We start from the raw sequence: 24,564 nt of genomic DNA on the forward strand, positions 1-24,564 counted from the left end.
GGAAATGCTCTATAAAAAAAGCTTTGTACATTTGTACAAAGCCCCTTTCCATCAGACATATACTACTTTACTACCACTAGATGCGGTTTCTGCGGTGCTGGCCGTTTCGCTTGCTTTTCCTGCGCCTTCACCTGGCTGGCAACATTCGCTAAAATCCCCATCGCCATTAAATTCGCCACCAAGGAGCTGCCGCCGTTGCTGACAAACGGAACAGGAACACCAGTGAGCGGCAGCAGCCCCGTCACACCGCCGACGTTGACAATCGTTTGAATGCCAATCATACTGCCTATACCGATCGCAACCATACTGCCAAACGGATCTTTACATCGCTGGGCAATCTTAAAAGCCTTCAGTACGATGAGCGCTAGTGACGCAAGTATAACTGCTACGCCTAAAAAACCCAGCTCTTCCGAGACGATAGCCATAATGAAATCTGTATGAGGTTCTGGCAAATAGCCATATTTTTGCACACTGTTGCCCAGCCCTAAACCACGGATGCCTCCAGATGCAATTGCAACAAATGAGTTGATTATATGAAAGCCCTCTCCTTGCGGGTCTTGGAACGGGTTGAAGAAGGTTTGAATCCGGCCATATTGCTCCTCTGTCAAACCAAGCATTCCGATCACATACACAAGCGGTATCCAAATAACGGATGTAACCGCCGCCCGCTTCAGCCATATATCCATACGAATACCCGAACAAAAAATCATCATTCCCGCGATTGCCGCAATCAGCATGTCCGTTCCTAAATCCGGCTGCATTTTAATGAGAAGGAGCACCGCAAACAAAAATCCCCACGTTCCAAGCTTGCTCCGTCCTGCTACTCGTTCTTGTTCATGCCATTTTGCAAAAAAACGGGCAATCACTATAATCACGCATAGCTTAATCAATTCGGACGGCTGTGCCCCCCATAGCCATGACTGTGCATTGTTCACAACCGTACCAATTAGCAGCACAAGAATCAGGACAATAGTCCCCCCTGCATATATTGAAACAGCAACAATCCGTTTTTTCCAGACATGATATGGAATCGATGCAAGTACGACGAACAAAAAAGCCCCAACGATCAGCGCCCTCAACTGTGACCGGAAAAAGTGATCGCTCGTATAGTGCAGCCCGGCATATTTCGTAATGGCGACAACCGAACTGGCACTATACACCATAATAAGCCCAAGCGTACAAACAATTAGCAGCGGAAGCAATAAAGTATAATCAAATGACTTCCATGCTCGTTTCATTACATTCCCTCTTTCTCTGGTAGTTTTACATGTTGTATTCCATGAAAAAATCGTTTATTCCTTCCTCTTTAAAGAGCACATCTTCTTCATCTATGTATAACGCTTTCTTTTTACACAAAAGAGCTCGGACCTTGTTCGGCCGAGCTCCTTATTATACCATTATCATTGATTTTTCGTAAACGCCTCATGCAGGGCGGATAATTCGCGCTCAAGCTCTCCTAAAATTTCCTTGCCTTGCGCTTCTTCAATTAATCCGAGTCTAACGGCAAAGTCGACTTCGCGGGACAACCCGAACATTTGCGTATCCAGCACCTCCTCGTACAATGGACATTGAGGCATTGTCAGATGGTCCATTTGCACATGAATGAGCTTTAAAATTTTTTCCGCATCAGCTTTTAGAAGGGCAAGAGCCTTATCCTGATGATTTGTTACCGTCTCAGACGCCAAATTGGTTCCCTCCGTTTCCGTCCAACTCTCCTATCCTATCTCTTAATATTATAGATAGTTTTGGCAAATTGCAATAAAAATATTTCCTTCGGCCTTGGCAGATGACAACTGTTTCTGTCCCTATTATACTGAAAGATGGGAGTAAAAAACAAATGGGGGCATTATCATTATGAGTGAAATCTTATTAATAAACGGAAACGTCAAGTTTTCTATTACGCTGGACCCTAGTATTTGGATTTTTGATGATCGGAAAGTAGATTTGTGCACATACTTTAACGAACCAAGACCGGAGCAAAACCAGCTGGAGCAATATACAAAAAGCACCGCAGAGCATTGGGATCGTGAGATTCGCGAAGGGGCTGCGTTCCCTCCAATCCAACGCAGCGTAACAAAGTTTGAAAAGGAAAAAATAATTACTGGAACATTTGCAATGCCGCTTCGTCCATTTCTGCAAAATGCAGAAGTGAACGAGGGAGCACATTCCGTCGAGATTCATACAGAAACAGATGTTTATACAATCTCCTTACAGGATGCGATGCAGGCTATTCTTGGCTTTTCGAAGGACGGTAAACCGCTTCGCGAGAACGGTCCGGTTCACCTGTATTTCGGAGACGGCTCCAACGTCGATAAACCGATCGTACGAGTTCGTAAGTTTACTGTGGTATAGAAAAAACCGCTTTATTCCCGCAGTAAAACAACCCGCGCACAAAACATGCGGCTTTAGCAAAGCTTATTGATAGAAACTTTCCGCATATTCTTCCCCGCAAAAGGCGCCTTTTGCCTTTTGCAGGAAGGCTATTTACGCAAAGGAGCGTCATTCGAGCTGCTCAAGAAAAAGCAGACTCAGCCTGCTCTATACCGCCGTAAATTGCTCCTCACCGCTAAAGACATCTTTTTCCTTTGCATAGTGAGAAAGACGCTGCATATAGAGCAGGCTCAAAATGCTGCATAATTTGAAGAAAAGCCGTCCCCGACAAGGCGAGGCGGAGCAGCTTTCTTATAGTAAATCAGCCGCTAGCTGCGCGAGGCTGGAACGCTCTCCTTTGACGAACTTCACATGTCCGCTTATTTTTTGCTCCTTAAACTTCTCTACCACGTAGGTAAGACCGTTGTTGTATTCATCAAGATACGGATGATCAATTTGCTGCGGATCGCCCATTAGTACAATTTTACTTCTTTCGCCAACGCGTGTTAGAATTGTTTTCACTTCGTGCTTTGTTAAATTTTGCGCTTCGTCAATAATGATAAATTGCTCAGGTATGCTGCGGCCGCGAATATACGTTAAGGCCTCTACCTCGATGGATCCCATGCCTGCTAAAATAGCATCAAGTTCTCCCGGTTTTTTTGTATTAAACAAGTATTCGAGATTATCGTAAATGGGCTGCATCCACGGACGCAGCTTTTCTTCCTTCTCTCCCGGTAAATATCCAATATCTTTTCCTACAGGTACAATCGGACGAGCTACAAGAAGCTTTTTATACAGCCCTAAATCCTCTGTTTGCATCAGCCCTGCTGCCAATGCAAGCAAGGTTTTTCCAGTTCCTGCTTTTCCAATCAGCGTAACCAGCGGGATGTCCTCTCGCAGAAGAAGCTCCATCCCCATAATTTGCTGTACGTTACGCGGGCGGATTCCCCAAATTTGCTCGTTTGGAAACACGAGCTTTTTCACTTTTTTGCCTGTATGATCAACAATGCCGATTGCAGATCCCGATCCTCCAAGCGAATCCTTCATAAGCACAAATTGGTTCGAATAAAATGGATGATTTGCGATTTCAGAAACAGGAAGCTCTCCTTTTTCATAAAAGCGATTCAGTAGATCTTTTGATATGTAGAATTCTAAGAAGCCCGTGTATATATTATCCACTTCAATCACGCGGTCACTTAAATAATCTTCCGCCTGTAATCCAAGGGCATCAGCTTTTACGCGTACAAGCACGTCCTTACTGACAAGAATAACCGGTCTTCCGTTTTCCTTCGCTTGCTCTTCAAGCGATAAATTCTTTGCCACTGCTAAAATACGGTTGTCGTTCGTTTTTTCCACAAAAATATCTTGCAGTTGGACGAACGAACGATGGTTCAGCTCAATACGGAACGTTCCGCCATTTTCGAGCGGGATACTATCATGCAGCTTCCCAATTTCCCGAAATTTGTCAATTAACTTCGAGACGTAGCGTGCATTTCGACCGACCTCATCCATGTAACGTTTTTTAGAATCTACTTCTTCTAGCACGACTGCCGGTATAACAACCTCGTTATTATCAAACGAAAACAGCGACAACGGATCCTGCAAAAGCACATTCGTATCGAGAACATAGATTTTACTCAATCTGTTACCCCCTGACTCCACCATAGTTTGTAGAACAAGGGTTTCATCCATACAGGCTATGGACGAACCGTTGTTATCAATATATGAACCGTATCTAAAAGATAGAATGACAAAAACGGAAACTTTCCTCATCTCAGTGACAAAAAAGGACGAACATATCTACTGTCCGCCCTTATGTACACTACAGTGCTTTCATGGCTGATAACACTTGGTTGTCGAGTTTCGCCGCCGCACGCGCATCATACGTTTTTTCATATTTCGGCTCTACAGAAATTTTCGAACCATAAAACATTACATCTCTTACTTCCTTAACAGCAATCTCAACCAGCGCAAGCTTTAATGGTACACCTTCCATACGATCCGTTCGAATGCTTGCAGTGCCGCTGATAGAATAGACGGATTCGTTCGCAATCACATTTAACGTGACGGCTCCATTATTGCGCACATTTTCGATGATACGGGAACGTTGATCAACCGCAAAACGCACAGAAGCTTCATTCATTGCATACACCCAAGAAATTGCGCTTACGCTCGGAATCCCTTTTTCAAAGTCAATGGTGGCAACTGTTACGATGCGCTCTTCCTGAAGTGCTTGAATCAGCTCTTCTGTTAGTACAGGTTCTACTACGTTTGCCATGTTTTCACCCCCCATGCTTTATTAGTTCCGCTTTAACCCCGTTCATTCCTTCCTGCTCAAGAGAAGGATGCTAACGAGCCGAAACTGTTTGTCTCTGCCGCTATTGAGAGAAAACAGTACATCTTATGCGCTAAATCTTTGCTGTACATTTATCATACCTTGATTTGTGAATATTGAAAATATTTATTTTATCATAAAGAAAACTCGCCGATTGGCGCGCCTTTAGGCGAAGACCGAGGCGCAGCTGCACGTACACTTTATTCCTAAAATTCCCTGCTGCGCCGAATGAGCTTCTGGCTGGAAATTTATTACTTTCCTAAAGTGAAAATAGGCGAGACCCCTTCCTTCTCCCAAAGGAAGTCTCCTTGCGGGAAAGGAGCGTTAGCGCGGGGAAGCGGCGGGCAGTTCAAATATCTGAGTATAAACCAGCATAGCTTTCATGATATACTGAATAGAACATAATTTGTTTTTTTGAGGTGACACAATGAGAGTAAAATGTATTTTATGCGACACAATCGAAGTGCTTCATGATGAAGACCCGTTGGCAAAACGTCTGCGTAATCGCCCGATTCATACATATATGTGCAAGAGGTGCCATGACCGAATTTCCGAGCGGACAGCGCAGCGCATAGAGACAGGGACTTTCCGTTTATATAGCGGCAAGAAAACGGAAGAGGATTGGTAGGAGGAAGGCGGGCATACGGGCTGGACAATCCGCAAAAAGGAATGCGTGCTTCTCTTAAAATAAGGCTGTTTTCGCAGCTATTGTTGCTTTTGCATCTTGCCCAGCGCACATATACAGCACTGTGAGAGGAGATGGGAAATCAGAAGTGAGAGGTTTGTTGCAAGAGGCTATTCACCTCCTGCTTGTATCGAAGCACCTTCTTTGATTCCTGCAGCAACAATTGTTTAGAAAAGAGTCTAAAATAAAGAGGCTTCGACATGAGTCGGAGCCTCTAAACTATTGTTCGTAGTTTTGAAACTTCTCTGGTTCCCGTTCCATTTGCTCTAAAAAGCAATCAATGAGATCTGTTGGAAAGCGTGTTGATTTTACCTGTCCTTCCTTCATGTACGTAACAAGGTACATTTCCTCATCCTTCTCAATTGTAACCTGTTCCACACCGTGATCATTACGAAGCATACCATCAAATAATTCATAAGTTTCCTGCGCTGCCCCGTCGTTCGGCCTTGCTTCCGCAATCATTTTAATCGTAAGCCAGTTATATAATACATCCTGTAACGATTTCATCTGCTACACTCCCTTTGCTTGCTCTTTTTTCGCTTGATGCAAGCGGATTTTGTAAATAGCGAGAATAATCGCCGCAATAACCAACCCTTCCGCAATCGGTAAAAAGACTGCAAAAAACGTTAATACAGAGCAGCCAAGAACGAGCGATATGTAAACTACAACATTTTTAAGCAACGGCAGCTTACGGGCAAAGCCTAAATTAAATACAATAATGCTTAACACGATTACAGTCGCATACAAAAGCCACATGCCTGTCCCCGCATTATCCCCTACGTCATACAGCCTTGCGAAAAAAGTCATTCTCTCCAGCATGCTTTGCTTCTCCCCTTTGTATTCGTTCTATTCTTAGAGTACATGGAGGAAACGTCCCTGTCTAGCGAAAACGCATTCTCTTCCAGTAGACCTGATGCAAAAAAATGGTTGGAAAAATCACCATAAATCTTTTCTTGCTACATAGATTAAAAAGGAATACAATATGCCCGTAGTTGTTCGAACCTAGACCGCCGCATATAAATCAAGCGTGTTGGTCATAAAGGAGGAGAAGCAATGATGATTCTTCGCTTTATCATGACTGGATTTTTTTCTTTAACCGCTGTAACCCTAATGGGATACCAACTGATTCAATTCGGGCATGCACTAGCAGACTTTTTTCATAAAGGATCGTAACACAACTCTTTCATCCTATATGCAAACAAAGCCTCCAAAAAATCCGGAGGCTTTGTTTGTGTTTATTTTCCAACGTCTTTGCCCGCTCCCTTTCTGCAAAAAACACCTGCAGTGGCGAGGAACACACGGAAAGCTCCGATGAGTCCCCTCCGCTAAAGCCGCACGTTTTGTGTGCGGTTGTTTTACTGCGAAATCAGGTCGAGCTGTGTCCGCTTTTCGTATTAAGCTTGTTCTGCGTATTTCTTCTTCTTTGCTGCTCTCTCACGTTCGTTTTTGTCGAGAAGCTTTTTGCGCAGACGGATGGATTGTGGTGTGATTTCACAGTACTCGTCATCATTCAAGTATTCAAGCGATTCTTCAAGCGTCATAATACGCGGTTTTTTCATCGTTGCTGTTTGCTCTTTGTTCGCTGAACGGATGTTTGTTGCTTGCTTTACTTTTACAATGTTTACTGTTAAATCATTCTCACGTGTATGCTCGCCCACAATCATACCCTCGTATACTTCCGTACCCGGCTCCACAAAAATAGTACCGCGGTCTTCTACTTGCATAATACCGTATGAGGATGCTTTTCCAGTTTCCATCGATACGAGTACACCTTGACGACGGCCGCCGACTTGACCTGGCTGCATCGGCTGGTAGCTGTCAAACGTGTGGTTTAAAATACCGTAGCCGCGCGTTAATGTCATAAAGTCTGTAGAATAACCGATTAAACCGCGTGCAGGCACCATGAAGACTAAACGTACTTGGCCGCTTCCGTTATTAATCATATCAAGCATTTCGCCTTTGCGCTCTCCCATAGACTCAATGATAGCACCAACGTTTTCCTCAGGCACATCGATTTGCACCCGCTCTACCGGCTCGCAGCGTACACCATCGATTTCACGGATAATAACTTCAGGCTTGGACACCTGCAGCTCGTATCCTTCGCGGCGCATGTTTTCAATTAAGATAGACAAATGAAGCTCTCCACGCCCTGAAACAATCCAAGCATCCGGAGAATCTGTATTTTCTACGCGCAAGCTCACATCAGTTTGCAGCTGAGCACGGAGACGTTCTTCAATTTTTCGTGCTGTTACAAATTTGCCTTCCTTCCCAGCGAATGGGCTGTTGTTTACAAGGAATGTCATTTGCAATGTAGGCTCGTCAATGCGTAGTACCGGAAGCGCTTCTTGATGTTCAAATGGACATACTGTTTCTCCAACATTGATGTCCTCCATTCCAGAAACTGCTACTAAATCCCCAGCTTTGGCCTCCTGTACCTCTTCGCGCTTTAAGCCAAAGAAGCCGAAAATTTTCGTTACTCGGAATTGCTTCACGCTGCCGTCAAGCTTCATTAATGCTACCTGCTGTCCAACCTTCATCGTACCGCGGAACACGCGTCCAATTCCAATACGACCCACATAGTCATTGTAGTCCAGAAGCGCTACCTGGAATTGCAATGGCTCTTCGCTATTGTCAACCGGTGCTGGAATATTCTCAACAATTGTATCAAATAGTGACTTCATGTTTTCTTCTTGGTCAGCCGGGTCTGGGCTTAAGCTTGCTGTGCCATTAATACCAGAAGCAAATACAACTGGGAACTCCAACTGCTCCTCATTTGCGCCAAGCTCGATAAATAAGTCTAACACTTCATCAACCACTTCTTCTGGGCGTGCAAAGTCGCGGTCAATTTTGTTTACGACAACGATTGGTGTTAAATTTTGCTCAAGCGCCTTTTTTAAAACGAAGCGCGTTTGCGGCATACAGCCTTCATACGCGTCCACAACTAGTAATACACCATCAACCATGCGCATAATACGCTCTACCTCGCCGCCGAAGTCCGCATGTCCAGGTGTATCCAAAATGTTAATACGTGTACCATTATAGTTAATCGCGGTATTTTTCGCTAAAATTGTAATCCCGCGTTCTCTCTCTAAATCATTGGAATCCATTGCGCGCTCATCCACGTGCTCGTTCGAACGAAACGTCCCTGCTTGACGCAGCAGTTGGTCAACAAGCGTCGTTTTTCCATGGTCAACGTGGGCGATGATCGCGATATTACGTAAGTCTTCTCGTTTTTTCAATCTGTCCAGCTCCTACTATTCATCTTTTTAACCCTTTCTATTATAAGAGCGAAACCGACTAAGTTGCAACCAAGATCACGTAAAGAAAGTAGATAGGAAATAAATTCCCAGCTATTCCACGCAAAAAGAGATTTGTGCTCCCGCGCGGCCTGCCTCTCTCATTGGATCTTTTTTCTCTGAAATATACGAAGAAATTTTAGAAATTTTATGTTCGCATCCTAAAATCGATTGTTTTCTCATAATTGTGTAAAGTACAATATACACGGAGGGTGAAAATATGGAACAACTTCAATATCGCTTTTTGATTCTTGCCATAATCGCTGTTATCTTTATGATTGGCATCGGCATTATGATTGCCGAAAAAAGTTCCATTGGTACAATTGCTTGTATAATCGGCCTGCTTGCAACAATGGGATACGGATTTGCAACAAAGCGCAAGTTTCGCAAGGAATAGCTTCTGTGAACTCACAGAAGCTATTCCCCCTATGTGAATTGTTACCCTTATAATAAGATTGTATAAATAAAACGTGTACGTTTTGAATAGGATGATTACACCATCTATTAAGAACGAGAATTTCCTTCCGCGCCAACCAAAACAAGAAAAGGGAACATACGAATAAAATCGTGCGTTCCCTTTTCTTGTTTCATCTGTTCACATATTCGAGCACTTGCTCATAAACACCTGGCTTTGCGACTAACACACTGCTTTGACCGACTAGGTCTAGCGAGCCCCCGTCAAACGTGGTAATGATTCCGCCTGCCTCCTGAACAATTACCGCACCGCCGCCAAAGTCCCAAGGCGACAAACGAGGCGTTATATAAGCGTCTAGTCTGCCTGTTGCTACATACACAATCTCAAGCGCTGCGCAGCCATAGGAGCGCGTGCCTCTTGCTCTGCGCACAAGCTCTGCCATTTTCCTGTAATCCAGTCTCGGGTTTTCGGTAAGCCACGTCGCATTCACAGCAACAACTCCTTCTGATACCGATCCCGGCTCAAGCTTTGGAATTTCTACACCATTACAATACGCACCCTCGCCTGCTAGGGCATGATACAATTCATCATGAACCGGATCGTAAACAAGACCAATTTTTCCGACACCATCATGATAAACGCCAATCGAAATGGCAAAATTCCGTTTCTGGTGCACAAAATTCATTGTCCCGTCAATTGGATCAATGAGCCACACCGTTCCGTCCGCAGATGTGATATCATCTCCGTATCCTTCCTCTCCCAACACATGGTGATCTGGATACGTGTTTTGAATTTTCTCGATAAAAAACTGTTCAATCTGCCGATCCATATTTGTCACAAGGTCAGAGGCACTCGATTTTGTTTCAATCATCAGGGAGTCTTTCAAAGAAGAAACGAGCAGGCCTCCTGCTTCCTTCGTCCATTGCTTCGCATGAGCGTCTATCTTTTTCCATATCTCGTGCATGAGTCCACACTCCAGTCTATACTGTTCACAGAAAAAACGAACCTTGTAAGAGGTTCGCACCAAATGCTGGTTTATACATACGATATTATTATGCTTCTAGGCGGATCATTTCAAGTCGTAATACTTCTAACTTTTTTTTGCACTCTTCCTTTTTTGTTTCATCATTTTCCATCATTGCATCGTATAATGTTGCAAGTTCGTAATCCAGCTCCAAACGCAATACCGGAATTCTCTTTTCTGCATCAGTTCGTTTTAGTGCATTAATCACCTGTCTCATTTCAGTTTGCCTCCTCCCAGTTTTTAGTTTGCCCATGACCTAGAATCTGCTCAATTTTCTGATATTTTGTTTTATATCATATTATGTGGGATAAATCCTCTATGCAACAAATTTGTATTTTTACCTATATTTTTTTTGAGCGTTCCTTTTTATGAATGGTACAAGCTATGCTAGAATAAAAAGCAAATTTTATTTTTGGGGGAAAACATATGAAACAAACAAACTTGCAATTACAAGATTTTGCCGCGTTCTCGGTGGATGGACTAGAGGAGCGTATGAAAGAAATCATCACGCACATACGTCCGAAGCTTGAGGCAATCGGTGAACATTTCGTCCCGTTCCTCACAAAGGAAACAGGTGAGACATTCTTTTATCATGTCGCAAAGCATGCACGCCGTACTGTAAATCCCCCGAAGGATACATGGGTCGCATTTGCTGCAAACAAACGCGGCTATAAGATGATGCCGCATTTTCAAGTAGGTCTTTGGGGAACACACGTCTTTATTTACTTTGGCCTTATTTACGAATGCCCGGAAAAGGCCGATTATGCGGCAGCATATTTAGAACATCTAGAAGACATTCGCATGGCTGTGCCAGAACACTTTGTTTGGTCCATTGATCATACAAAACCTGACGCGGCTTTGCACGGTACTTTAACAAGGGAAGATTTAAAATTGATGTTCGAACGCCTTGCAAAGGTAAAAAAGGCTGAATTACTTGTCGGCGTTCATCTCTCAAAAGAAGAAGTTTTGCAACTAGATAATGAATCCTTTTTACAGCGTATACAAGATACGTTTGCAACACTCCTTCCTCTTTATAAGGTAAGCCGAAGGTAGCACAAAACGGACAATGAGTGCATTGTCCGTTTCTTCGTTGTTGTACTATTATAGCACTTACTTTATTATATTTCAAAATTTTTTTTAAATTCAAACAATTTGTGTATAGCGTTACATTTTCACTATGGCAGTGTCGTCCATATCCTTCGCTCTTTGGATTGCGCGGTAGCAAGAATATTTGCTTATCTCTTCAAACTCACCGCACAGTTTTTTTTCTTCAGCCTTGCTTGGCACAATTTCCTTGAAACGACGATACGCACTCATCAATGCTTCTCGTTTAATTCCTCTTTCATACGCCTGTTCCACCGCTTCATAAAAGCGGATTACATCAACGATCTCATCTGTTGACCAATCGTAAGCAAGGGGATATTGATACTCCATTTTGTCACCTCATTTATTCCTTCTTCCTTCTGTTTGTGCCGCCTGCATCTTATACGGATTCATTTTGCGCAGCTGTGGCATCCATCATTGTTCCTCTTATACGAATACCTCATATAAATCCTCCGTCCCGATTCCCTTATACAAACAGATGCGGCTAACCGCTTGTATTCTCTATCTTACTTGCAATGTACATACAGAGTCAAACAAACAGCTGCAGCATATAGACTTACGTATAGCCGGCTGCTCCTTTCGCGAAACATATAGGTATTAGGAAAGATTTTGAAAATATGTTTCACTCCTTTCTGCTTCTTTGTTTCTAAATATAAAAAAAACAAATCGGTTACAGTAATTTTTCTATACATCCATTAGCATAGGTGATATAATTCATTTGTTTTGTATCGAATGACAAGTATTTGTTCAGATAAGAAAAGCGGACACGGTCCGCCCTGCTCCCAAAGGAGACAATTCTCCGCACATTGAAGCGCTTTTTGCCCGGGTAAGCAAGGTTTTCCCCACAGCAAGCAGGTCATGGGAGCTGGACAGTGTCCCCGCAAAAAGTTATACTTTCTTACCTTGTAAAAAAACTCGCCGATTGGCGAAGACAGAGGCGTAGTTGCACTTATACTTTATTCTTAAAATTTCCCACTACGTCGAATTTGCTTCTAGCTGGAATTTTATACTTTCCTAAAGTGTGAAGAAAACTCGCCGATTGACGGGCCCTTGAGCGAAGACAGAGGCGCAGTTGCACTTATACTTTTACTTTATACGCAAAGTATAAATAGAAGCTGTATAAACCAACTCCCGTTCTCTAATGGACATGAAACAGACCGGGAACGAAACTATGATAAAGGGGTGTATAAGTTGTCCCAATATGAAACACCGTTGTTCACTGCTTTAGTCGAACATAGCAAAAAAAATCCTGTTCAATTTCACATTCCAGGGCATAAAAAAGGGCAAGGAATGGATCCGGAATTCCGGGAATTTATTGGGCAAAACGCATTATCGATCGACCTGATCAATATCGCGCCACTTGACGATCTTCATCATCCAAAGGGAATGATTAAAGAAGCGCAGCAGCTTGCTGCCGAAGCATTTGGCGCAGACCATACATTCTTCTCAGTACAAGGAACAAGCGGCGCTATTATGACAATGGTTATGAGTGTTTGCGGACCAGGAGACAAAATTCTCGTACCGCGAAACGTGCATAAATCTGTTATGTCGGCGATCATTTTTTCTGGGGCAAAGCCAATCTTCATTCATCCTGAGATTGACCCTATTCTTGGTATTTCCCATGGTATGACAATTGCGTCCGTAAAAAGAGCGTTAGAGGAGCATCCAGATGCAAAAGGCTTGCTCGTCATCAACCCAACATATTTTGGATTCGCAGCGGACTTAAAACAGCTTGTCGAGATCGCACATTCTTATAACATTCCTGTTCTCGTTGACGAAGCACACGGCGTTCATATTCACTTTCACGAGGACTTGCCAATGTCAGCGATGCAAGCTGGAGCAGATATGGCAGCAACAAGCGTTCACAAGCTAGGAGGCTCACTAACGCAAAGCTCTATCCTAAATATAAAAGAGGGACTTGTGAACGTAAAGCACGTACAAGCTGTCATCAGCATGCTTACCACAACATCTACGTCGTATATTTTACTTGCTTCTTTAGATACAGCGAGAAAACAGCTTGCAACGGAGGGCAAAAGACTCCTTGATGAAACAATTCATCTCGCGCAACGGGTGCGAAAGCAAGTAAACGAAATCCCGTACTTATATTGTCCGGGTGAAGAACGTCTTGGTACAGACGCAGCCTTTGATATGGATCCGACAAAGCTTATCATTTCAGTAAAGGATTTAGGCATTACCGGACACGACGCAGAGCTCTGGCTGCGTGAGAAATATAATATCGAAGTAGAAATGTCAGACTTATACAACATCCTATGTTTGATTACATTAGGCGATACAGACGAAGAAGCAAATCTTCTCGTGCAGGCACTTCAAGATTTATCAGATACATGTAAACATCAAGCGGAAGAAGGAACGGAAATCCATGTAGAAATACCTGAAATTCCGGTATTAGCACTTTCTCCTCGCGATGCATTTTATTCTGAAGCGGAAACTGTGCCATTTGAAGAGGCAGCAGGCCGCATTATTGCTGAATTCGTTATGGTCTATCCGCCTGGCATTCCGATTTTTACGCCAGGAGAAATCATTACGGCGGAAAACCTAGAATATATCCAGAAGAATCTCAAAGCTGGTCTTCCTGTACAAGGACCGGAAGATATGGAATTAAAAACGCTTCGAGTAATTAAAGAATACAAACCAATTGTATAAGAAAATGATTTTTAAGGGCTTTGCAAACGGCCTAAGCTCAGTACCATTCCTCGATAGATTGACAAAAAACCCCTGCTTGACAGGGGCTTTTTCTATTTTGCACTGTATAGATTCAGGAAAGCATCATATCTCTGAGTACTAATACATATTTCCTCACCGTTCTTTCCCTTTTATCATACTCTATTAAGAAATTTAACGATATGGGGTGAGATCATGTCATGATTGTAATTGGCCGTTCTATTGTACACCCTTATATAGTGGACGATACGGAGCCTTTTTTTAAAACAAAGCAGGAAATATTAACTCTAATGACGAGCAATCAAGAAGTATATACGTATCAATCATTACAAGAGCTTTCATTTGATGTAAATTTCCGCGTTAACCTTATTCTCTCATGCATCGAGCTATTTAACAGCGGGATACAATTTCGTATCTTTGAGGAATCCTACTGCAACGAACAATTTTGGCAGCGCACCAGACTTGGCGGTTTTCAGCTCAAACCAGGGGTGCTTCCGTCCTCCGCTATTCGGGATATCTTCACAAACGGTAAGAAATACGGAACGGAATGCGCAACCGCTATGATTATCCTTATCTATAAAGCTCTGTTAAGCGTATACAGTGCAGATACATTTAATAGGTTATTCGCAAATCTTCTATTATACACATGGGATTATGATCGTGATTTACAGCTTATTACGAAAACCAATGGCACAATCCTTCCAGGAGACTTAGTTTACTTTAAAAACCCGCAGGTAAATCCAGCTGAAATGCATTGGCAAGGAGAGAATACGATTTATTTAGGGGATGCATTTTATTACGGGCATGGTGTAGGAATTCGTACGGAAAAGCAGATTATAGATCACTTAAATACACATCGGATGCCAAATGCTTTTCTCTCTGCCTATTTAACAGATTTAGTTACAAGACTTGATTATCGGATTATGAGTCGATACGCTTCACCAGAGAAGCTTCAGACGAAAATTGAACTTATCCCAATTCGGGATGATGCAGTGATTGCTACAATCGGCCATACAACTGCAGTGTACTAAGAGAAATGGACATGACCCGTCCTTACTCCTGTGAAAGAATATTCTCCCGCGAAGAGGGCGCTTTTTTGCCTTCTGTGCGGGAGATTATTCTAGAGATGGGAGCAGGATAAGAGCCAGGCAATAAAAAAGCGAATAAGCCTATGAGGTTATACAACACTTCAAAAAGTTATATTTTTTCAAAAAAAGAGCCTGCAATCGCAGGCTTTTTTTTTATGCTTCTTTTTTATGCTCTTCCTTTGCATGGCCGCAAGAACAGCAATTGCCGTACAACACCGTTACCTTTTCATCCTCAAAATGCGCAATTGTGCTATCGCAAACTTGACATACGATTGTTCCCATCCTACATTCCCCCTATATAAATAAGTTTTTCAACATTTTGCAACCGCTTTATATTTCTATCTGTAGTATATTATGCTATACTTTTTCAGTCAATGACTATTTAGTATAACATAAATATTTTTTTTACAAGTAATTGTGATGTACATTCAACTTTTTAGGTCGTATCTAGATACAGCTCTACTGGTTTATTTTGAAAAGGGTATTTACCGCCGGGGATAAGCGTGTGTGATGAAATATCCGCTCTATTGTTTCTCATTAGAATGTTTCGAGGAGTAAAGGCAGAGAATCGATAGATATAAAAGCCGCTAAGACAGCGACTTTATTCATATTCAGTTTCTAAAGATGGACTTGGCAAATAAAAACGTAAAATGTCCGCTACGTCCTTCGCTTCTTTCTCCGAAGGCAGCCGGAACACCTCACTCAGATGCTGCAAATTCTCCAGGTCGTCAGGTCCAAGCAGGCTAGACCGTCCCGTTTGCATACAAACAACAAGCGGCTTACCAAAGAACATACTTGTATATACAATGCCGAAATCATAACGGATATCATTAGTTGTAAATCCAAGAAATCTTACTCTTCCTTGCTCTGATTCTTCATATAGCTTATCGAACATTATAACCCCCTCCTTCATAAATTCTAGTGCTCTTCCTGTATATATGAACAAAGACCAGAAAATATGAGCGAGGAATTGTCAAAAAATTTCAAGCAATGGTACAATAGAAAAGCGGACTCAGCCTGTTTTGCTCCTGTAGTAAAACAACCCGTGCACCAAACGCGCGGTTCTAGCGAAGAGAATTCGCAGAAACTTTCCGTGTGCTCCTCATCAGATGCCTGTTTCCATTTAGAGAAAAGATTTTTTGCGTATGGAGCAGCCTATAGCATTGAAATCAATAGTAATCTTATATTTTCATATCTTTTAAAAAACAGGGGGAAATGCTATGCAGCATGCATTTATTAAGCTTGTACCAAAATCAGCAAAGCAAACGGTTACATTGGGAGATGTACAACAGTTATTTACATACTATCAAAGCATTACGGCTCAAACAGGAAAGCAGTTAAACTGGAGCTATGAGGAGTCAGCATTTCCTTATGAAATCATACAAACATCCGAGACAACGCTTCATCTAAAGTCTTCTCATGATCGATACCGTTCTATTTATGTCGGGATCGGTGAAGAACATGGGCAGCATTTTGTACAAATTACACTCCCTGAAAGCGCTACATTTGGAGATAAAGGTAAAGCCAATGAATTTTGCCGCTACGTTGCAAAAAAGCTAGAGGGCGAGCTGCAGTTATTTAATGGACGAACTATGTATTTTTATAAACGATGAAAAAAAGAAACAGCCTGCTGAATTAGAAGGAACAGTGAACTGTTTCGCAATGTGCAAATGACTGCCGCCTTTCTTCTTTGCAGTATATAATGAGCCACAACATAGCAAAAGTAAAGAAAAAGCAGGAACAGTGCAATCTTTGCATGCAGCCTGTCCCGCTGTGATAGAGCGAGTACAATTGCAAAGCTCATCCAAATGAGCGTATGTAAAGCGGTAACGAGTACATCTTTCATTCTTTTAACTCCTTTGCTTACATAACTGGTTCTTTTATATATATGAAGCTGTACTCGTTTTAGAAGAGAGGAAAGACAAGTCTGAAATATTTTTCTACATAAAGAAAACTCGCCGATTAGCGAGCCTTTGGGTGAAAACGAAAGCGTAGTTGCACTTATAATTTATTACAAAAATTTCCCATTACGTTGAATTAGCTTCTAGCTGAAAATTGATACTTTACTTAAAATAAAAAAGAACAGGCGGCGCCTGTTCTTTTTTTATTATTTTACAATGTGAATTGGCATGCCAAGAGCTACTTCTGCCGCTTCCATTGTGATTTCCCCTAAAGTTGGATGAGCATGAATTGTTTGTGCGATATCTTCTGCAGTCATACCTGCTTCGATTGCTAATCCAAGCTCAGAGATGATATCAGATGCGCCTGCACCAACAACCTGCGCTCCAATTAACAGACCATCTTCACTGTCAAGCGTTACAAGCTGCACGAAGCCCTCTGTGCTGTTTAGAGACAATGCACGGCCGTTTGCGCCGAATGGGAATTTAGAAACTGTTACTTTTAATCCTTCGTCTTCTGCCTGCTTTTTCGTATAGCCAACAGAAGCTAATTCTGGATCTGTGAAGCATACAGCTGGAATTGCGATATAATCAATTTCAGATGCATGTCCGCTAATCACTTCAGCTGCAACCTTACCTTCATAAGATGCTTTATGCGCAAGCGGTGGTCCTGCTACGATATCGCCGATTGCATAAATGTTATCTACAGTTGTGCGGCATTGTCTATTAATTTCAACCAAACCGCGCTCTGTCAGTTGCACACCAATTTGCTCTAAGCCAAGTTCTTGTGTATTCGGACGGCGTCCCACTGTTACAAGAACATAATCAGCTTCAACGGATTTCATTTCACCGTTCACTTCAAAGTTTACTGTTACACCATCTTCACGCTCTTCTACAGACTTACCGAACGCTTTTGTATAAATCTCTACGTTGCCTTTTTTCTTCAAGCCGCGTTTTACAACCGCGCTCATAGATTTTTCAAAGCCAGCTAAAATTTCCTCGCCTGCTTCTAAAATTGTAACCTCTGTACCGAAGTTCGCATACGCCGTACCAAGCTCCATTCCGATGTAGCCGCCGCCGATTACAACAAGCTTTTTCGGAATTTCAGTTAATGCCAATGCACCTGTGGAGTTGATTACGCGCTTTGAAAATTTAAAGCCAGGAATTTCGATTGGTGTAGAGCCTGTTGCAAGAATTGCATTTTTAAATGTGTATGTTTGTGCTGCATCTTCTGTCATAACACGTAATGTGTTAGTATCTACAAAATATGCTTCACCGCGAATAATTTCTACTTTGTTTCCTTTTAATAAACCTTCTACGCCGCCAGTTAATTTCTTTACAACGCCTGCTTTCCAAGCTTGTACTTTAGAGAAATCAACTGTTACGTTTTCTGCAATAATTCCCATATCCGCAGAATGCTTCGCATGCTCGTAACGGTGGCCTGCAGAAATCAATGCTTTTGAAGGAATACATCCAACGTTTAAGCATACGCCGCCAAGATTTGCTTTCTCAATGATTGCTACCTTTTGACCAAGCTGAGCAGCACGAATTGCCGCAACATATCCTCCTGGTCCTGCACCAACTACGACCGTATCTAATTCAATTGCAAAATCCCCTACTACCATTTCGATTACGCCTCCATTACAAGTAATTGTGGATCGTTCAACAAACGTTTAATATGGTTCAATGCGTTTTGAGCTGTAGCTCCGTCAATTAAACGGTGATCGAAGCTTAAGGATAGCGCCAATACTGGTGCTGCTACGATTTCGCCATTTTTCACAACTGGTTTTTCCGCAATACGGCCGATTCCAAGGATTGCTACCTCTGGATGGTTAATAACTGGTGTGAACCATTGTCCGCCCGCAGAACCGATATTTGTAATTGTGCAAGAAGCACCCTTCATTTCGTTTGGAGACAATTTGCCTTCGCGCGCTTTTGTTGCAAGCTCGTTAATTTCTTTCGAAATCGTAAAGATGGATTTGCGGTCTGCATCTTTTACAACCGGTACAAGAAGACCTTTGTCTGTATCTGCTGCAATACCGATATTGTAGTAATGCTTATGAACCACTTCTTGAGTAGCATCATCTAAAGATGTATTTAACATTGGGTACTCACGCAGAGCAGATGTTAATGCTTTTACAACGTAAGGCAAGAATGTTAACTTGATGCCTTTTGCTGCTGCAACATCTTTGAACTTCTTGCGGTTTGCAACAAGCTCTGTTACATCCACTTCGTCCATTAATGTTACGTGAGGAGCTGTATGCTTAGAATTTACCATCGCTTTTGCGATCGCTTTACGGATACCGCTCATTTTCTCGCGTGTTTCTGGATATTCGCCTGCTGGGATTGGCTGAGGTGCAGGTGCTGCTGCTTTTTCCTCTGCCGCTGGTGCTGCAGGTGCCGCTGCTGGAGCAACTGGTGCTGCAGTAGCTGCTGCTGCTGGAACTGCACCGCCAGCTAGGAATGCATCGATGTCAGATTTTAAAACACGGCCGTTTTTGCCTGTACCTTGAACAAGACGAATATTTACGCCTTTTTCACGCGCATATTTGCGCACGGATGGCATTGCGATAACACGCTCGTTTTCTTCTGCTAATGGCGCTGCTGGAGTAACTGGCGCTGCTTCTGCCGCAGGAGCTGCCTCTTCTGCAGGAGCTGGAGCCGCTTCATCGTCATGACCTTTAAATTTCAAATGCTCGTAGCCAGGCGCATCAAATTTAACAAGAACATCGCCAACAACAGCTACTGTTCCTTCGCCTACAAGGATTTCTACTACTTTTCCTTTTACAGGAGATGGAATTTCTACAACAGCTTTATCGTTTTGTACTTCAAGAAGCACATCATCTTCTTTTACTTCATCGCCAGGCTTTACGAACCATTTTACGATTTCGCCTTCGTGAATACCTTCACCGATATCCGGTAATCTGAATTCAAATGACACAGAGCTCAACCCCTTATGTTTATGTGTAAGTTTATATGGATAGAGGAAGAAAACAGAGCCGACTGTTTTCTTCCTTATTTATTTTTATGTTTAGAAATTAATTACTTGTTGGATTGCTTCTACAACGTCCTTATGGTTTGGAAGCCATACGCCCTCAGCTTGAGAGAATGGGAAGATTGTATCAGCTGCTGTAACACGAACGATTGGAGCTTCTAAGCTCAACAACGCGCGGTCGTTGATCTCTGCTACAACATTTGCTGCTACGCCGGCCATTTTTTGTGCCTCTTGTACTACAACAACGCGGCCTGTTTTTTCAACAGATGCGATGATTGTGTCAATATCAAGCGGGCTTACAGAAATAAGGTCGATTACTTCTACAGATACGTTTTCTTTTTCTAGCTCTTCAGCCGCTTTTAATGCAGCATGTACCATAGCACCGTATGCGATGACTGTTACGTCCTTACCTTCGCGTTTTACGTCTGCTTTATCTAATGGGATTGTGTAATCCCCTTCTGGTACCTCTTGGCGGAAAGAACGGTACAATTTCATATGCTCTAAGTATACAACTGGGTCGTTGTTGCGGATTGCAGAAATCAACAATCCTTTCGCATCGTATGGAGTAGATGGAATTACTACACGTAATCCTGGATGCTGTGCAACCATACCTTCTAAGCTGTCTGCGTGAAGCTCAGGTGTATGTACACCGCCGCCGAACGGAGAACGAATTGTAACAGGCGCGTTGAAGCGGCCGCCAGAACGGTAACGCATACGAGCTAGCTGCGCGCAGATAGAGTCCATAACTTCAAATACGAAGCCGAAGAATTGGATTTCTGGAACAGGGCGGAAGCCTTGAAGAGAAAGACCAACCGCAAGACCGCCGATACCGGACTCAGCAAGAGGTGTGTCGAATACGCGCTGTTCGCCAAATTCTGCTTGAAGACCTTCAGTTGCACGGAATACACCGCCGTTTACACCTACGTCTTCCCCAAATACGAGAACGTTCGGGTCGTTTTTCATTTCGACGCGTAACGCATCAGTAATAGCTTGAATCAATGTCATTTGCGCCATGGCTTACTTCGACTCCTTCTCTTTGTAAATTTCCAGCTGCTCCTTCAAGTTGTAAGGAAGCTCTTCAAACATGTTCACAATTAAGTCTGTTACTTTTTGCTTCGGAGCTTGGTCAGCTTTTGCAATTGCTTCTTTAATATCTTCTTTTGCTTGTTCAATTACTTGTTCTTCTACTTCTTGAGACCATAGGCCTTTTGCTTCTAAGAACTTACGGAAGCGAACGATCGGATCTTTCTTTTCCCATTCGTTTTCAAGATCTTTTGAACGGTAACGAGTTGGGTCATCACCAGCCATTGTGTGCGGACCGTAACGGAATGTTAAAGTTTCAATTAGCGTAGGACCTTCGCCGTTTACCGCGCGCTCACGAGCAAAACGAGTAGCCGCGTATACTGCTAACGGATCCATACCGTCTACTTGAATACCTAAAATACCAGCTGCTGCTGCCTTTTGTGCAATTGTGCGTGCTGCAGATTGCTTTTCTACTGGAGTAGAAATCGCGAAACGGTTGTTTTGTACGAAGAAAATTGCTGGCGCTTTGAACGCTCCCGCAAAGTTTAAGCCTTCGTAGAAGTCACCTTGAGACGCACCGCCGTCACCTGTGTATGTTACTGCAACGGATTGTTTGCCGCGCAATTTCATACCAAGCGCTACACCAGCTGCTTGAATAATTTGTGCACCGATAATGATTTGCGGTGAAAGTGTGTTCACATCTTCAGGCGATTGGTTGCCATGGAAATGACCGCGAGAGAATAAAAATGCTTGGTAAAGCGGTAAGCCGTGCCAAATCATTTGTGGAACGTCACGGTAACCTGGAAGTAAGAAATCTTCCTTCTCAAGTGCGAAATGACTCGCTAATTGAGATGCCTCTTGTCCAGCAGTTGGCGCATAGAAGCCTAAGCGACCTTGACGGTTTAAGGAGATTGAACGTTGATCCAAAACGCGTGTATACACCATGCGGCGCATTAACTCTTTTAATTGCTCATCTGTTAGGTCCGGCATCGCGTCTTCGTTAACAACTTGACCTTCTTCATTTAAAATTTGGAATGTTTGAAATTGCTCTTCAATTGCTTGAAATTGTGCTTCAGCATCAAACAGGGCTTTCTTTGCTTTTGCTTGCGTACCCATTCCATTCACCTCTTCTTCTTTTATGAACTTTCTTATGAAACGCTTTCAACAACAAAACAAAACATTACTGCATGTTAAGTATAAGAACCGACCAAACAATCGGTTTTTTCAGGCTTCTTGTGCCTAACACAATCTGTACTAATTTTTTTTCACAAATAATTAATACAATATTAACCACGTTTTTTAGTTTACAACTATTCTAATCTTTATGTCAATCACTTTGGATTCAAATTTTGTTCAAAAAATTAGCGGAGCTGTACTAGGATAATTATTCTTTTTCCCTACTCTGTATCATTAATTGTAGCACTCCTGTTATATTATCCCCTGTTTCCCTTGTTATCTCTCTTAGAATAATATGTAAGCATTGTCAGATTCCTGTTTCTTTATCGAAGCCGTTCCCCCTCTTCTGTTCCATAGTTTCCTTAGGGCAAGACAATCTTTTCTATAGCTGCTCACGTTTTATGTTCAGTCCGGCACTCTTATAAAATTCCTCTTTTTTCACGTTATATTGCTCTGTGTAGTCATTGAATGACCGATTTAACCGCAAAACCTGTTCATATTCCCGATTAATATCCTCAATTTGTTTTTGAATTTGCCGAAATGAAATCGCGTCGCTTTGCAGTAAATCATACAACTCACGGTCTTTTTGCAGCGCACGCTCATACTGCGCGTATAGCTGATCATATATACCGTATCGCTCCTGCATCGCCCTTATTAATGTGGCTCCTCGACTTCTCAGCCCCTCCTCCTCTAATTCCTTAAACAAAGGGAGAACTGTCGCAAACCTCTGCTTCGCCTCATATAATCCGCTGCGCTCACGCATTAAATGGCGCTCGCGTTCCTTGAGTGATTCCTCAGCTTTTACAGCGAGCTCCTGACGCTTAGCTGTGTCGTGCAGACCGAGAGACAAGATCATGTCATACAATGCTTTTTCTTGCTTTTCCAGCAAAATAAGCGGCTCTTGCTCTATCTCAAATGTCCGCTCAGCAGCCGCAACCTGCTCTAGTCTCTCATATATACTTGTAACGGCTGCCCTTTGCGAGCAGGAGGCGAGAAATAAACAAGCAGCTGCTAATATGAGCTTCCTTTTTATTGACAAGCAAAGCACCTCCTTCATCCGCCGGACGACTCAAACTACGGACAACTACAGCTTTCACTTCCACAGCTTCCCCTATATGTTAGCTTTTCTCTTGTGCTGCGGAAAATATACGGATCCTTCCATCTCCATAGGCAGATAACCACACACATTTTCTCTAAGCTCATACAGTATAGTAACCGCGCTATCCGCGGAAACAATACAAGGAGGGCAACTCAGTGTACGGATACACAAATTGCTATTACCCAACTTATGCAGCGCCAGCTTACGGCTATGGCTACGGCTGCGGTACAGGATATGGACGCGGCTTCGCGCTAATCGTAGTATTGTTCGTTCTTTTAATTATTGTAGGGGCTGCTTGCATCCACCACTAATGTAAACGGAATAACTATGAAAAAGGAAGGCTCGCCTTCCTTTTTCTTTGTCCAGACTATATCCGCTTTTCTTTATCATGACATTTTGGGCAGACTTTGATAGACTGAAAGAAAAAAGGAGAGACGCTTATGCTTACAATGGAACATATCGTCCGGGAAGGGCATCCCGTCCTGCGGCAAGTTGCACAAGAAGTAGCACTGCCGCCAAGTGAAGAAGATATACAAACAGTGCGCAGCATGCTGCAGTTTGTAATCAATAGCCAAAATCCAGAAATTGCGGCTCAATATAACCTCCGTCCGGGAATCGGGCTCGCTGCTCCGCAAATCGGTGTGTCAAAGCGAATGATCGCTGTTCACGTTATGGATCAGGATGGAACACTTCATAGCTACGCGCTATTCAATCCAAAAATTATAAGCCATTCAGTTGAGCTTACATATTTAACAAACGGAGAGGGCTGCTTATCAGTCGACCGAAATGTACCAGGCTATGTGCCTCGTTATTCCCGTATTACAGTGAAAGCAGTGAGTGCGGATGGCGAGGAGCTGAAGCTCCGTCTCAAAGGACTTCCAGCTATCGTGTTCCAGCATGAAATCGATCATCTAAACGGTGTTATGTTTTATGATCGTATTAATGAAAGCAATCCATTTGCACCGCCGGAAAATGCTCTTCCGCTAGAAAGATAAGAAAAGTTGACATTGTTGCCCGATGAAAAACGGCCTCCAAAGATTGGAGGCTGTTTTTCATCGGGCAACACTCCTGATGCTGTTTATTTCTGGATTACCTCGTGTACCTCACGGCTATTTACTAGCTGAACTGGACGATGGTTATCCGGGAAAATACTCTGAAATGCCTGAATTTGCTCCTTGGACATTTCTATCGGCTGATCTAGTGCTATATTCTGAGTCGTTTGTTCTTTCGGTAAAATATCCCATAATGCTGCTTTTTTTCTCATTGTCTAAACCTACCCCTCCGTATTGAATACCTACTGCACGAACATTACTTTAGCATTTTTTCATTTTTATAGGATAATTTATCCGTTAAATAAATATATAATTTCTTAAT

General features: G+C 42.8%; 27 protein-coding genes and 1 pseudogene. 9 read left to right on the forward strand and 19 right to left on the reverse strand.

From position 1 onward, the window contains the following. Window positions 1-62: 62 nt before the first annotated feature. Together AC6HZ4_RS18930 and AC6HZ4_RS18935 are read right to left on the reverse strand one after the other, a co-directional pair. A complete protein-coding gene (locus AC6HZ4_RS18930) occupies window positions 63-1,238 on the reverse strand; it encodes an FtsW/RodA/SpoVE family cell cycle protein (RefSeq protein ID WP_497491253.1) in 1,176 nt (391 codons plus the stop codon). Window positions 1,239-1,400: 162 nt separating this feature from the next. After that, window positions 1,401-1,685 carry an Fpa/YlaN family protein gene (locus AC6HZ4_RS18935; RefSeq protein WP_497491254.1) on the reverse strand — a complete coding sequence of 95 codons (285 nt, stop codon included), beginning with the start codon at window positions 1,683-1,685 and terminating at the stop codon, window positions 1,401-1,403. A 169-nt stretch (window positions 1,686-1,854) separates the two neighbouring features. On the opposite strand from AC6HZ4_RS18935, the gene AC6HZ4_RS18940 reads away from it, so the two are divergent. After that, complete coding sequence (locus AC6HZ4_RS18940; protein WP_497491255.1) at window positions 1,855-2,352, forward strand: peptidyl-prolyl cis-trans isomerase; 498 nt, start codon at window positions 1,855-1,857, stop codon at window positions 2,350-2,352. A 330-nt stretch (window positions 2,353-2,682) separates the two neighbouring features. Here AC6HZ4_RS18940 and AC6HZ4_RS18945 read toward each other — a convergent pair whose 3' ends face one another. Then, the gene (locus AC6HZ4_RS18945; protein ID WP_497491256.1) at window positions 2,683-4,011 is read right to left on the reverse strand and encodes a PhoH family protein; all 1,329 of its coding nucleotides are present in this window, start codon (window positions 4,009-4,011) and stop codon (window positions 2,683-2,685) included. A gap of 181 nt (window positions 4,012-4,192) precedes the next feature. Next, the gene (locus tag AC6HZ4_RS18950) at window positions 4,193-4,648 is read right to left on the reverse strand and encodes a pyridoxamine 5'-phosphate oxidase family protein (RefSeq protein WP_497491257.1); all 456 of its coding nucleotides are present in this window, start codon (window positions 4,646-4,648) and stop codon (window positions 4,193-4,195) included. A 484-nt stretch (window positions 4,649-5,132) separates the two neighbouring features. Here AC6HZ4_RS18950 and AC6HZ4_RS18955 point away from each other — a divergent pair, with 484 nt between their 5' ends. After that, window positions 5,133-5,333, forward strand: coding sequence for a YlaI family protein (locus AC6HZ4_RS18955; protein WP_497491259.1), 201 nt, complete (start codon window positions 5,133-5,135; stop codon window positions 5,331-5,333). 276 nt (window positions 5,334-5,609) lie between these two features. Here AC6HZ4_RS18955 and AC6HZ4_RS18960 read toward each other — a convergent pair whose 3' ends face one another. The 3 genes from AC6HZ4_RS18960 to typA all read right to left on the reverse strand — a co-directional run bounded on the left by AC6HZ4_RS18960 (window position 5,610) and on the right by typA (window position 8,629). Continuing rightward, window positions 5,610-5,897, reverse strand: a complete 288-nt coding sequence (locus AC6HZ4_RS18960; RefSeq protein ID WP_497491260.1) for a hypothetical protein — start codon at window positions 5,895-5,897, stop codon at window positions 5,610-5,612. Between the two features lie 3 nt (window positions 5,898-5,900). Then, window positions 5,901-6,209: a YlaH-like family protein gene (locus AC6HZ4_RS18965; RefSeq protein WP_497491261.1), complete on the reverse strand. Its 309-nt coding sequence runs from the start codon at window positions 6,207-6,209 to the stop codon at window positions 5,901-5,903. 575 nt (window positions 6,210-6,784) lie between these two features. Further along, the gene (gene typA, locus AC6HZ4_RS18970) at window positions 6,785-8,629 is read right to left on the reverse strand and encodes a translational GTPase TypA (RefSeq protein WP_497491262.1); all 1,845 of its coding nucleotides are present in this window, start codon (window positions 8,627-8,629) and stop codon (window positions 6,785-6,787) included. Between the two features lie 277 nt (window positions 8,630-8,906). Between typA and AC6HZ4_RS18975 the strand changes: the two genes are divergently transcribed. After that, window positions 8,907-9,083 (forward strand): DUF5325 family protein, encoded by a 177-nt coding sequence (locus tag AC6HZ4_RS18975; protein ID WP_497491263.1) that lies wholly within the window; start codon window positions 8,907-8,909, stop codon window positions 9,081-9,083. Window positions 9,084-9,273: 190 nt separating this feature from the next. Here the strand turns inward: AC6HZ4_RS18975 and AC6HZ4_RS18980 are convergent, their stop codons facing one another. Together AC6HZ4_RS18980 and AC6HZ4_RS18985 are read right to left on the reverse strand one after the other, a co-directional pair. After that, a complete protein-coding gene (locus AC6HZ4_RS18980; RefSeq protein WP_497491264.1) occupies window positions 9,274-10,065 on the reverse strand; it encodes an inositol monophosphatase family protein in 792 nt (263 codons plus the stop codon). Window positions 10,066-10,153: 88 nt separating this feature from the next. Next, entirely contained in the window at window positions 10,154-10,342 is a 189-nt protein-coding gene (locus AC6HZ4_RS18985) for a YkzI domain-containing protein (protein WP_129726927.1), read from the reverse strand. A 209-nt stretch (window positions 10,343-10,551) separates the two neighbouring features. On the opposite strand from AC6HZ4_RS18985, the gene AC6HZ4_RS18990 reads away from it, so the two are divergent. Further along, a complete protein-coding gene (locus AC6HZ4_RS18990) occupies window positions 10,552-11,178 on the forward strand; it encodes a YktB family protein (protein WP_497491265.1) in 627 nt (208 codons plus the stop codon). Window positions 11,179-11,289: 111 nt separating this feature from the next. On the opposite strand, the gene AC6HZ4_RS18995 is transcribed toward AC6HZ4_RS18990, so the two are convergent. Further along, window positions 11,290-11,559 (reverse strand): UPF0223 family protein, encoded by a 270-nt coding sequence (locus AC6HZ4_RS18995; RefSeq protein ID WP_497491266.1) that lies wholly within the window; start codon window positions 11,557-11,559, stop codon window positions 11,290-11,292. Window positions 11,560-12,420: 861 nt separating this feature from the next. Between AC6HZ4_RS18995 and AC6HZ4_RS19000 the strand changes: the two genes are divergently transcribed. Both AC6HZ4_RS19000 and AC6HZ4_RS19005 read left to right on the forward strand, forming a co-directional pair. Further along, window positions 12,421-13,893, forward strand: a complete 1,473-nt coding sequence (locus tag AC6HZ4_RS19000) for an aminotransferase class I/II-fold pyridoxal phosphate-dependent enzyme (RefSeq protein WP_497491267.1) — start codon at window positions 12,421-12,423, stop codon at window positions 13,891-13,893. A 218-nt stretch (window positions 13,894-14,111) separates the two neighbouring features. Continuing rightward, window positions 14,112-14,942, forward strand: a complete 831-nt coding sequence (locus AC6HZ4_RS19005) for a protein-glutamine gamma-glutamyltransferase (RefSeq protein ID WP_497491268.1) — start codon at window positions 14,112-14,114, stop codon at window positions 14,940-14,942. Window positions 14,943-15,152: 210 nt separating this feature from the next. Here the strand turns inward: AC6HZ4_RS19005 and AC6HZ4_RS19010 are convergent, their stop codons facing one another. Next, complete coding sequence (locus AC6HZ4_RS19010) at window positions 15,153-15,281, reverse strand: GapA-binding peptide SR1P (RefSeq protein WP_497491269.1); 129 nt, start codon at window positions 15,279-15,281, stop codon at window positions 15,153-15,155. A 319-nt stretch (window positions 15,282-15,600) separates the two neighbouring features. After that, window positions 15,601-15,894, reverse strand: coding sequence for a DUF3055 domain-containing protein (locus tag AC6HZ4_RS19015; protein WP_497491270.1), 294 nt, complete (start codon window positions 15,892-15,894; stop codon window positions 15,601-15,603). A gap of 325 nt (window positions 15,895-16,219) precedes the next feature. On the opposite strand from AC6HZ4_RS19015, the gene AC6HZ4_RS19020 reads away from it, so the two are divergent. Then, entirely contained in the window at window positions 16,220-16,612 is a 393-nt protein-coding gene (locus AC6HZ4_RS19020; protein ID WP_497491271.1) for a DUF1885 family protein, read from the forward strand. On the opposite strand, the gene AC6HZ4_RS19025 is transcribed toward AC6HZ4_RS19020, so the two are convergent. The 6 genes from AC6HZ4_RS19025 to AC6HZ4_RS19050 all read right to left on the reverse strand — a co-directional run bounded on the left by AC6HZ4_RS19025 (window position 16,600) and on the right by AC6HZ4_RS19050 (window position 23,130). After that, the gene (locus AC6HZ4_RS19025; protein WP_497491272.1) at window positions 16,600-16,845 is read right to left on the reverse strand and encodes a hypothetical protein; all 246 of its coding nucleotides are present in this window, start codon (window positions 16,843-16,845) and stop codon (window positions 16,600-16,602) included. The genes AC6HZ4_RS19020 and AC6HZ4_RS19025 overlap by 13 nt on opposite strands. A 261-nt stretch (window positions 16,846-17,106) precedes the next feature. Then, a complete protein-coding gene (gene lpdA, locus AC6HZ4_RS19030; RefSeq protein WP_497491273.1) occupies window positions 17,107-18,522 on the reverse strand; it encodes a dihydrolipoyl dehydrogenase in 1,416 nt (471 codons plus the stop codon). Between the two features lie 5 nt (window positions 18,523-18,527). After that, window positions 18,528-19,838 (reverse strand): dihydrolipoamide acetyltransferase family protein, encoded by a 1,311-nt coding sequence (locus tag AC6HZ4_RS19035; protein WP_497491274.1) that lies wholly within the window; start codon window positions 19,836-19,838, stop codon window positions 18,528-18,530. Window positions 19,839-19,928: 90 nt separating this feature from the next. Next, window positions 19,929-20,906 carry an alpha-ketoacid dehydrogenase subunit beta gene (locus AC6HZ4_RS19040; protein WP_497491275.1) on the reverse strand — a complete coding sequence of 326 codons (978 nt, stop codon included), beginning with the start codon at window positions 20,904-20,906 and terminating at the stop codon, window positions 19,929-19,931. A gap of 3 nt (window positions 20,907-20,909) precedes the next feature. Further along, window positions 20,910-22,031 (reverse strand): pyruvate dehydrogenase (acetyl-transferring) E1 component subunit alpha, encoded by a 1,122-nt coding sequence (gene pdhA / locus AC6HZ4_RS19045; RefSeq protein WP_497491276.1) that lies wholly within the window; start codon window positions 22,029-22,031, stop codon window positions 20,910-20,912. A gap of 442 nt (window positions 22,032-22,473) precedes the next feature. Beyond that, window positions 22,474-23,130 carry a YkyA family protein gene (locus AC6HZ4_RS19050; protein WP_497491277.1) on the reverse strand — a complete coding sequence of 219 codons (657 nt, stop codon included), beginning with the start codon at window positions 23,128-23,130 and terminating at the stop codon, window positions 22,474-22,476. Between the two features lie 215 nt (window positions 23,131-23,345). Between AC6HZ4_RS19050 and AC6HZ4_RS19055 the strand changes: the two genes are divergently transcribed. Next, on the forward strand, window positions 23,346-23,501 hold the full coding sequence (locus AC6HZ4_RS19055) for a YjcZ family sporulation protein (RefSeq protein ID WP_497491278.1): 156 nt from the start codon (window positions 23,346-23,348) through the stop codon (window positions 23,499-23,501). A gap of 129 nt (window positions 23,502-23,630) precedes the next feature. Further along, a complete protein-coding gene (def, locus tag AC6HZ4_RS19060; protein ID WP_497491279.1) occupies window positions 23,631-24,185 on the forward strand; it encodes a peptide deformylase in 555 nt (184 codons plus the stop codon). Window positions 24,186-24,268: 83 nt separating this feature from the next. On the opposite strand, the pseudogene AC6HZ4_RS19065 reads toward def, so the two are convergent. Further along, a pseudogene (locus AC6HZ4_RS19065) lies at window positions 24,269-24,391 on the reverse strand (carbonic anhydrase); the annotation flags it as partial. Window positions 24,392-24,564: the final 173 nt, after the last annotated feature.

It is taken from the genome of Ectobacillus sp. OTK (assembly GCF_059698935.1).

What these genes read in the sequence shown, in the direction of transcription:
- AC6HZ4_RS18930 (WP_497491253.1), bottom strand. Translation starts at nt 1,238, where the DNA reads ATGAAACGAGCATGGAAGTCATTTGATTATACTTTATTGCTTCCGCTG.
- AC6HZ4_RS18940 (WP_497491255.1), top strand. Translation starts at nt 1,855, where the DNA reads ATGAGTGAAATCTTATTAATAAACGGAAACGTCAAGTTTTCTATTACG.
- AC6HZ4_RS18950 (WP_497491257.1), bottom strand. Translation starts at nt 4,648, where the DNA reads ATGGCAAACGTAGTAGAACCTGTACTAACAGAAGAGCTGATTCAAGCA.
- AC6HZ4_RS18955 (WP_497491259.1), top strand. Translation starts at nt 5,133, where the DNA reads ATGAGAGTAAAATGTATTTTATGCGACACAATCGAAGTGCTTCATGAT.
- AC6HZ4_RS18960 (WP_497491260.1), bottom strand. Translation starts at nt 5,897, where the DNA reads ATGAAATCGTTACAGGATGTATTATATAACTGGCTTACGATTAAAATG.
- AC6HZ4_RS18965 (WP_497491261.1), bottom strand. Translation starts at nt 6,209, where the DNA reads ATGCTGGAGAGAATGACTTTTTTCGCAAGGCTGTATGACGTAGGGGAT.
- AC6HZ4_RS18975 (WP_497491263.1), top strand. Translation starts at nt 8,907, where the DNA reads ATGGAACAACTTCAATATCGCTTTTTGATTCTTGCCATAATCGCTGTT.
- AC6HZ4_RS18980 (WP_497491264.1), bottom strand. Translation starts at nt 10,065, where the DNA reads ATGCACGAGATATGGAAAAAGATAGACGCTCATGCGAAGCAATGGACG.
- AC6HZ4_RS18985 (WP_129726927.1), bottom strand. Translation starts at nt 10,342, where the DNA reads ATGAGACAGGTGATTAATGCACTAAAACGAACTGATGCAGAAAAGAGA.
- AC6HZ4_RS18990 (WP_497491265.1), top strand. Translation starts at nt 10,552, where the DNA reads ATGAAACAAACAAACTTGCAATTACAAGATTTTGCCGCGTTCTCGGTG.
- AC6HZ4_RS18995 (WP_497491266.1), bottom strand. Translation starts at nt 11,559, where the DNA reads ATGGAGTATCAATATCCCCTTGCTTACGATTGGTCAACAGATGAGATC.
- AC6HZ4_RS19005 (WP_497491268.1), top strand. Translation starts at nt 14,112, where the DNA reads ATGATTGTAATTGGCCGTTCTATTGTACACCCTTATATAGTGGACGAT.
- AC6HZ4_RS19010 (WP_497491269.1), bottom strand. Translation starts at nt 15,281, where the DNA reads ATGGGAACAATCGTATGTCAAGTTTGCGATAGCACAATTGCGCATTTT.
- AC6HZ4_RS19015 (WP_497491270.1), bottom strand. Translation starts at nt 15,894, where the DNA reads ATGTTCGATAAGCTATATGAAGAATCAGAGCAAGGAAGAGTAAGATTT.
- AC6HZ4_RS19020 (WP_497491271.1), top strand. Translation starts at nt 16,220, where the DNA reads ATGCAGCATGCATTTATTAAGCTTGTACCAAAATCAGCAAAGCAAACG.
- AC6HZ4_RS19025 (WP_497491272.1), bottom strand. Translation starts at nt 16,845, where the DNA reads ATGAAAGATGTACTCGTTACCGCTTTACATACGCTCATTTGGATGAGC.
- lpdA (WP_497491273.1), bottom strand. Translation starts at nt 18,522, where the DNA reads ATGGTAGTAGGGGATTTTGCAATTGAATTAGATACGGTCGTAGTTGGT.
- AC6HZ4_RS19040 (WP_497491275.1), bottom strand. Translation starts at nt 20,906, where the DNA reads ATGGCGCAAATGACATTGATTCAAGCTATTACTGATGCGTTACGCGTC.
- pdhA (WP_497491276.1), bottom strand. Translation starts at nt 22,031, where the DNA reads ATGGGTACGCAAGCAAAAGCAAAGAAAGCCCTGTTTGATGCTGAAGCA.
- def (WP_497491279.1), top strand. Translation starts at nt 23,631, where the DNA reads ATGCTTACAATGGAACATATCGTCCGGGAAGGGCATCCCGTCCTGCGG.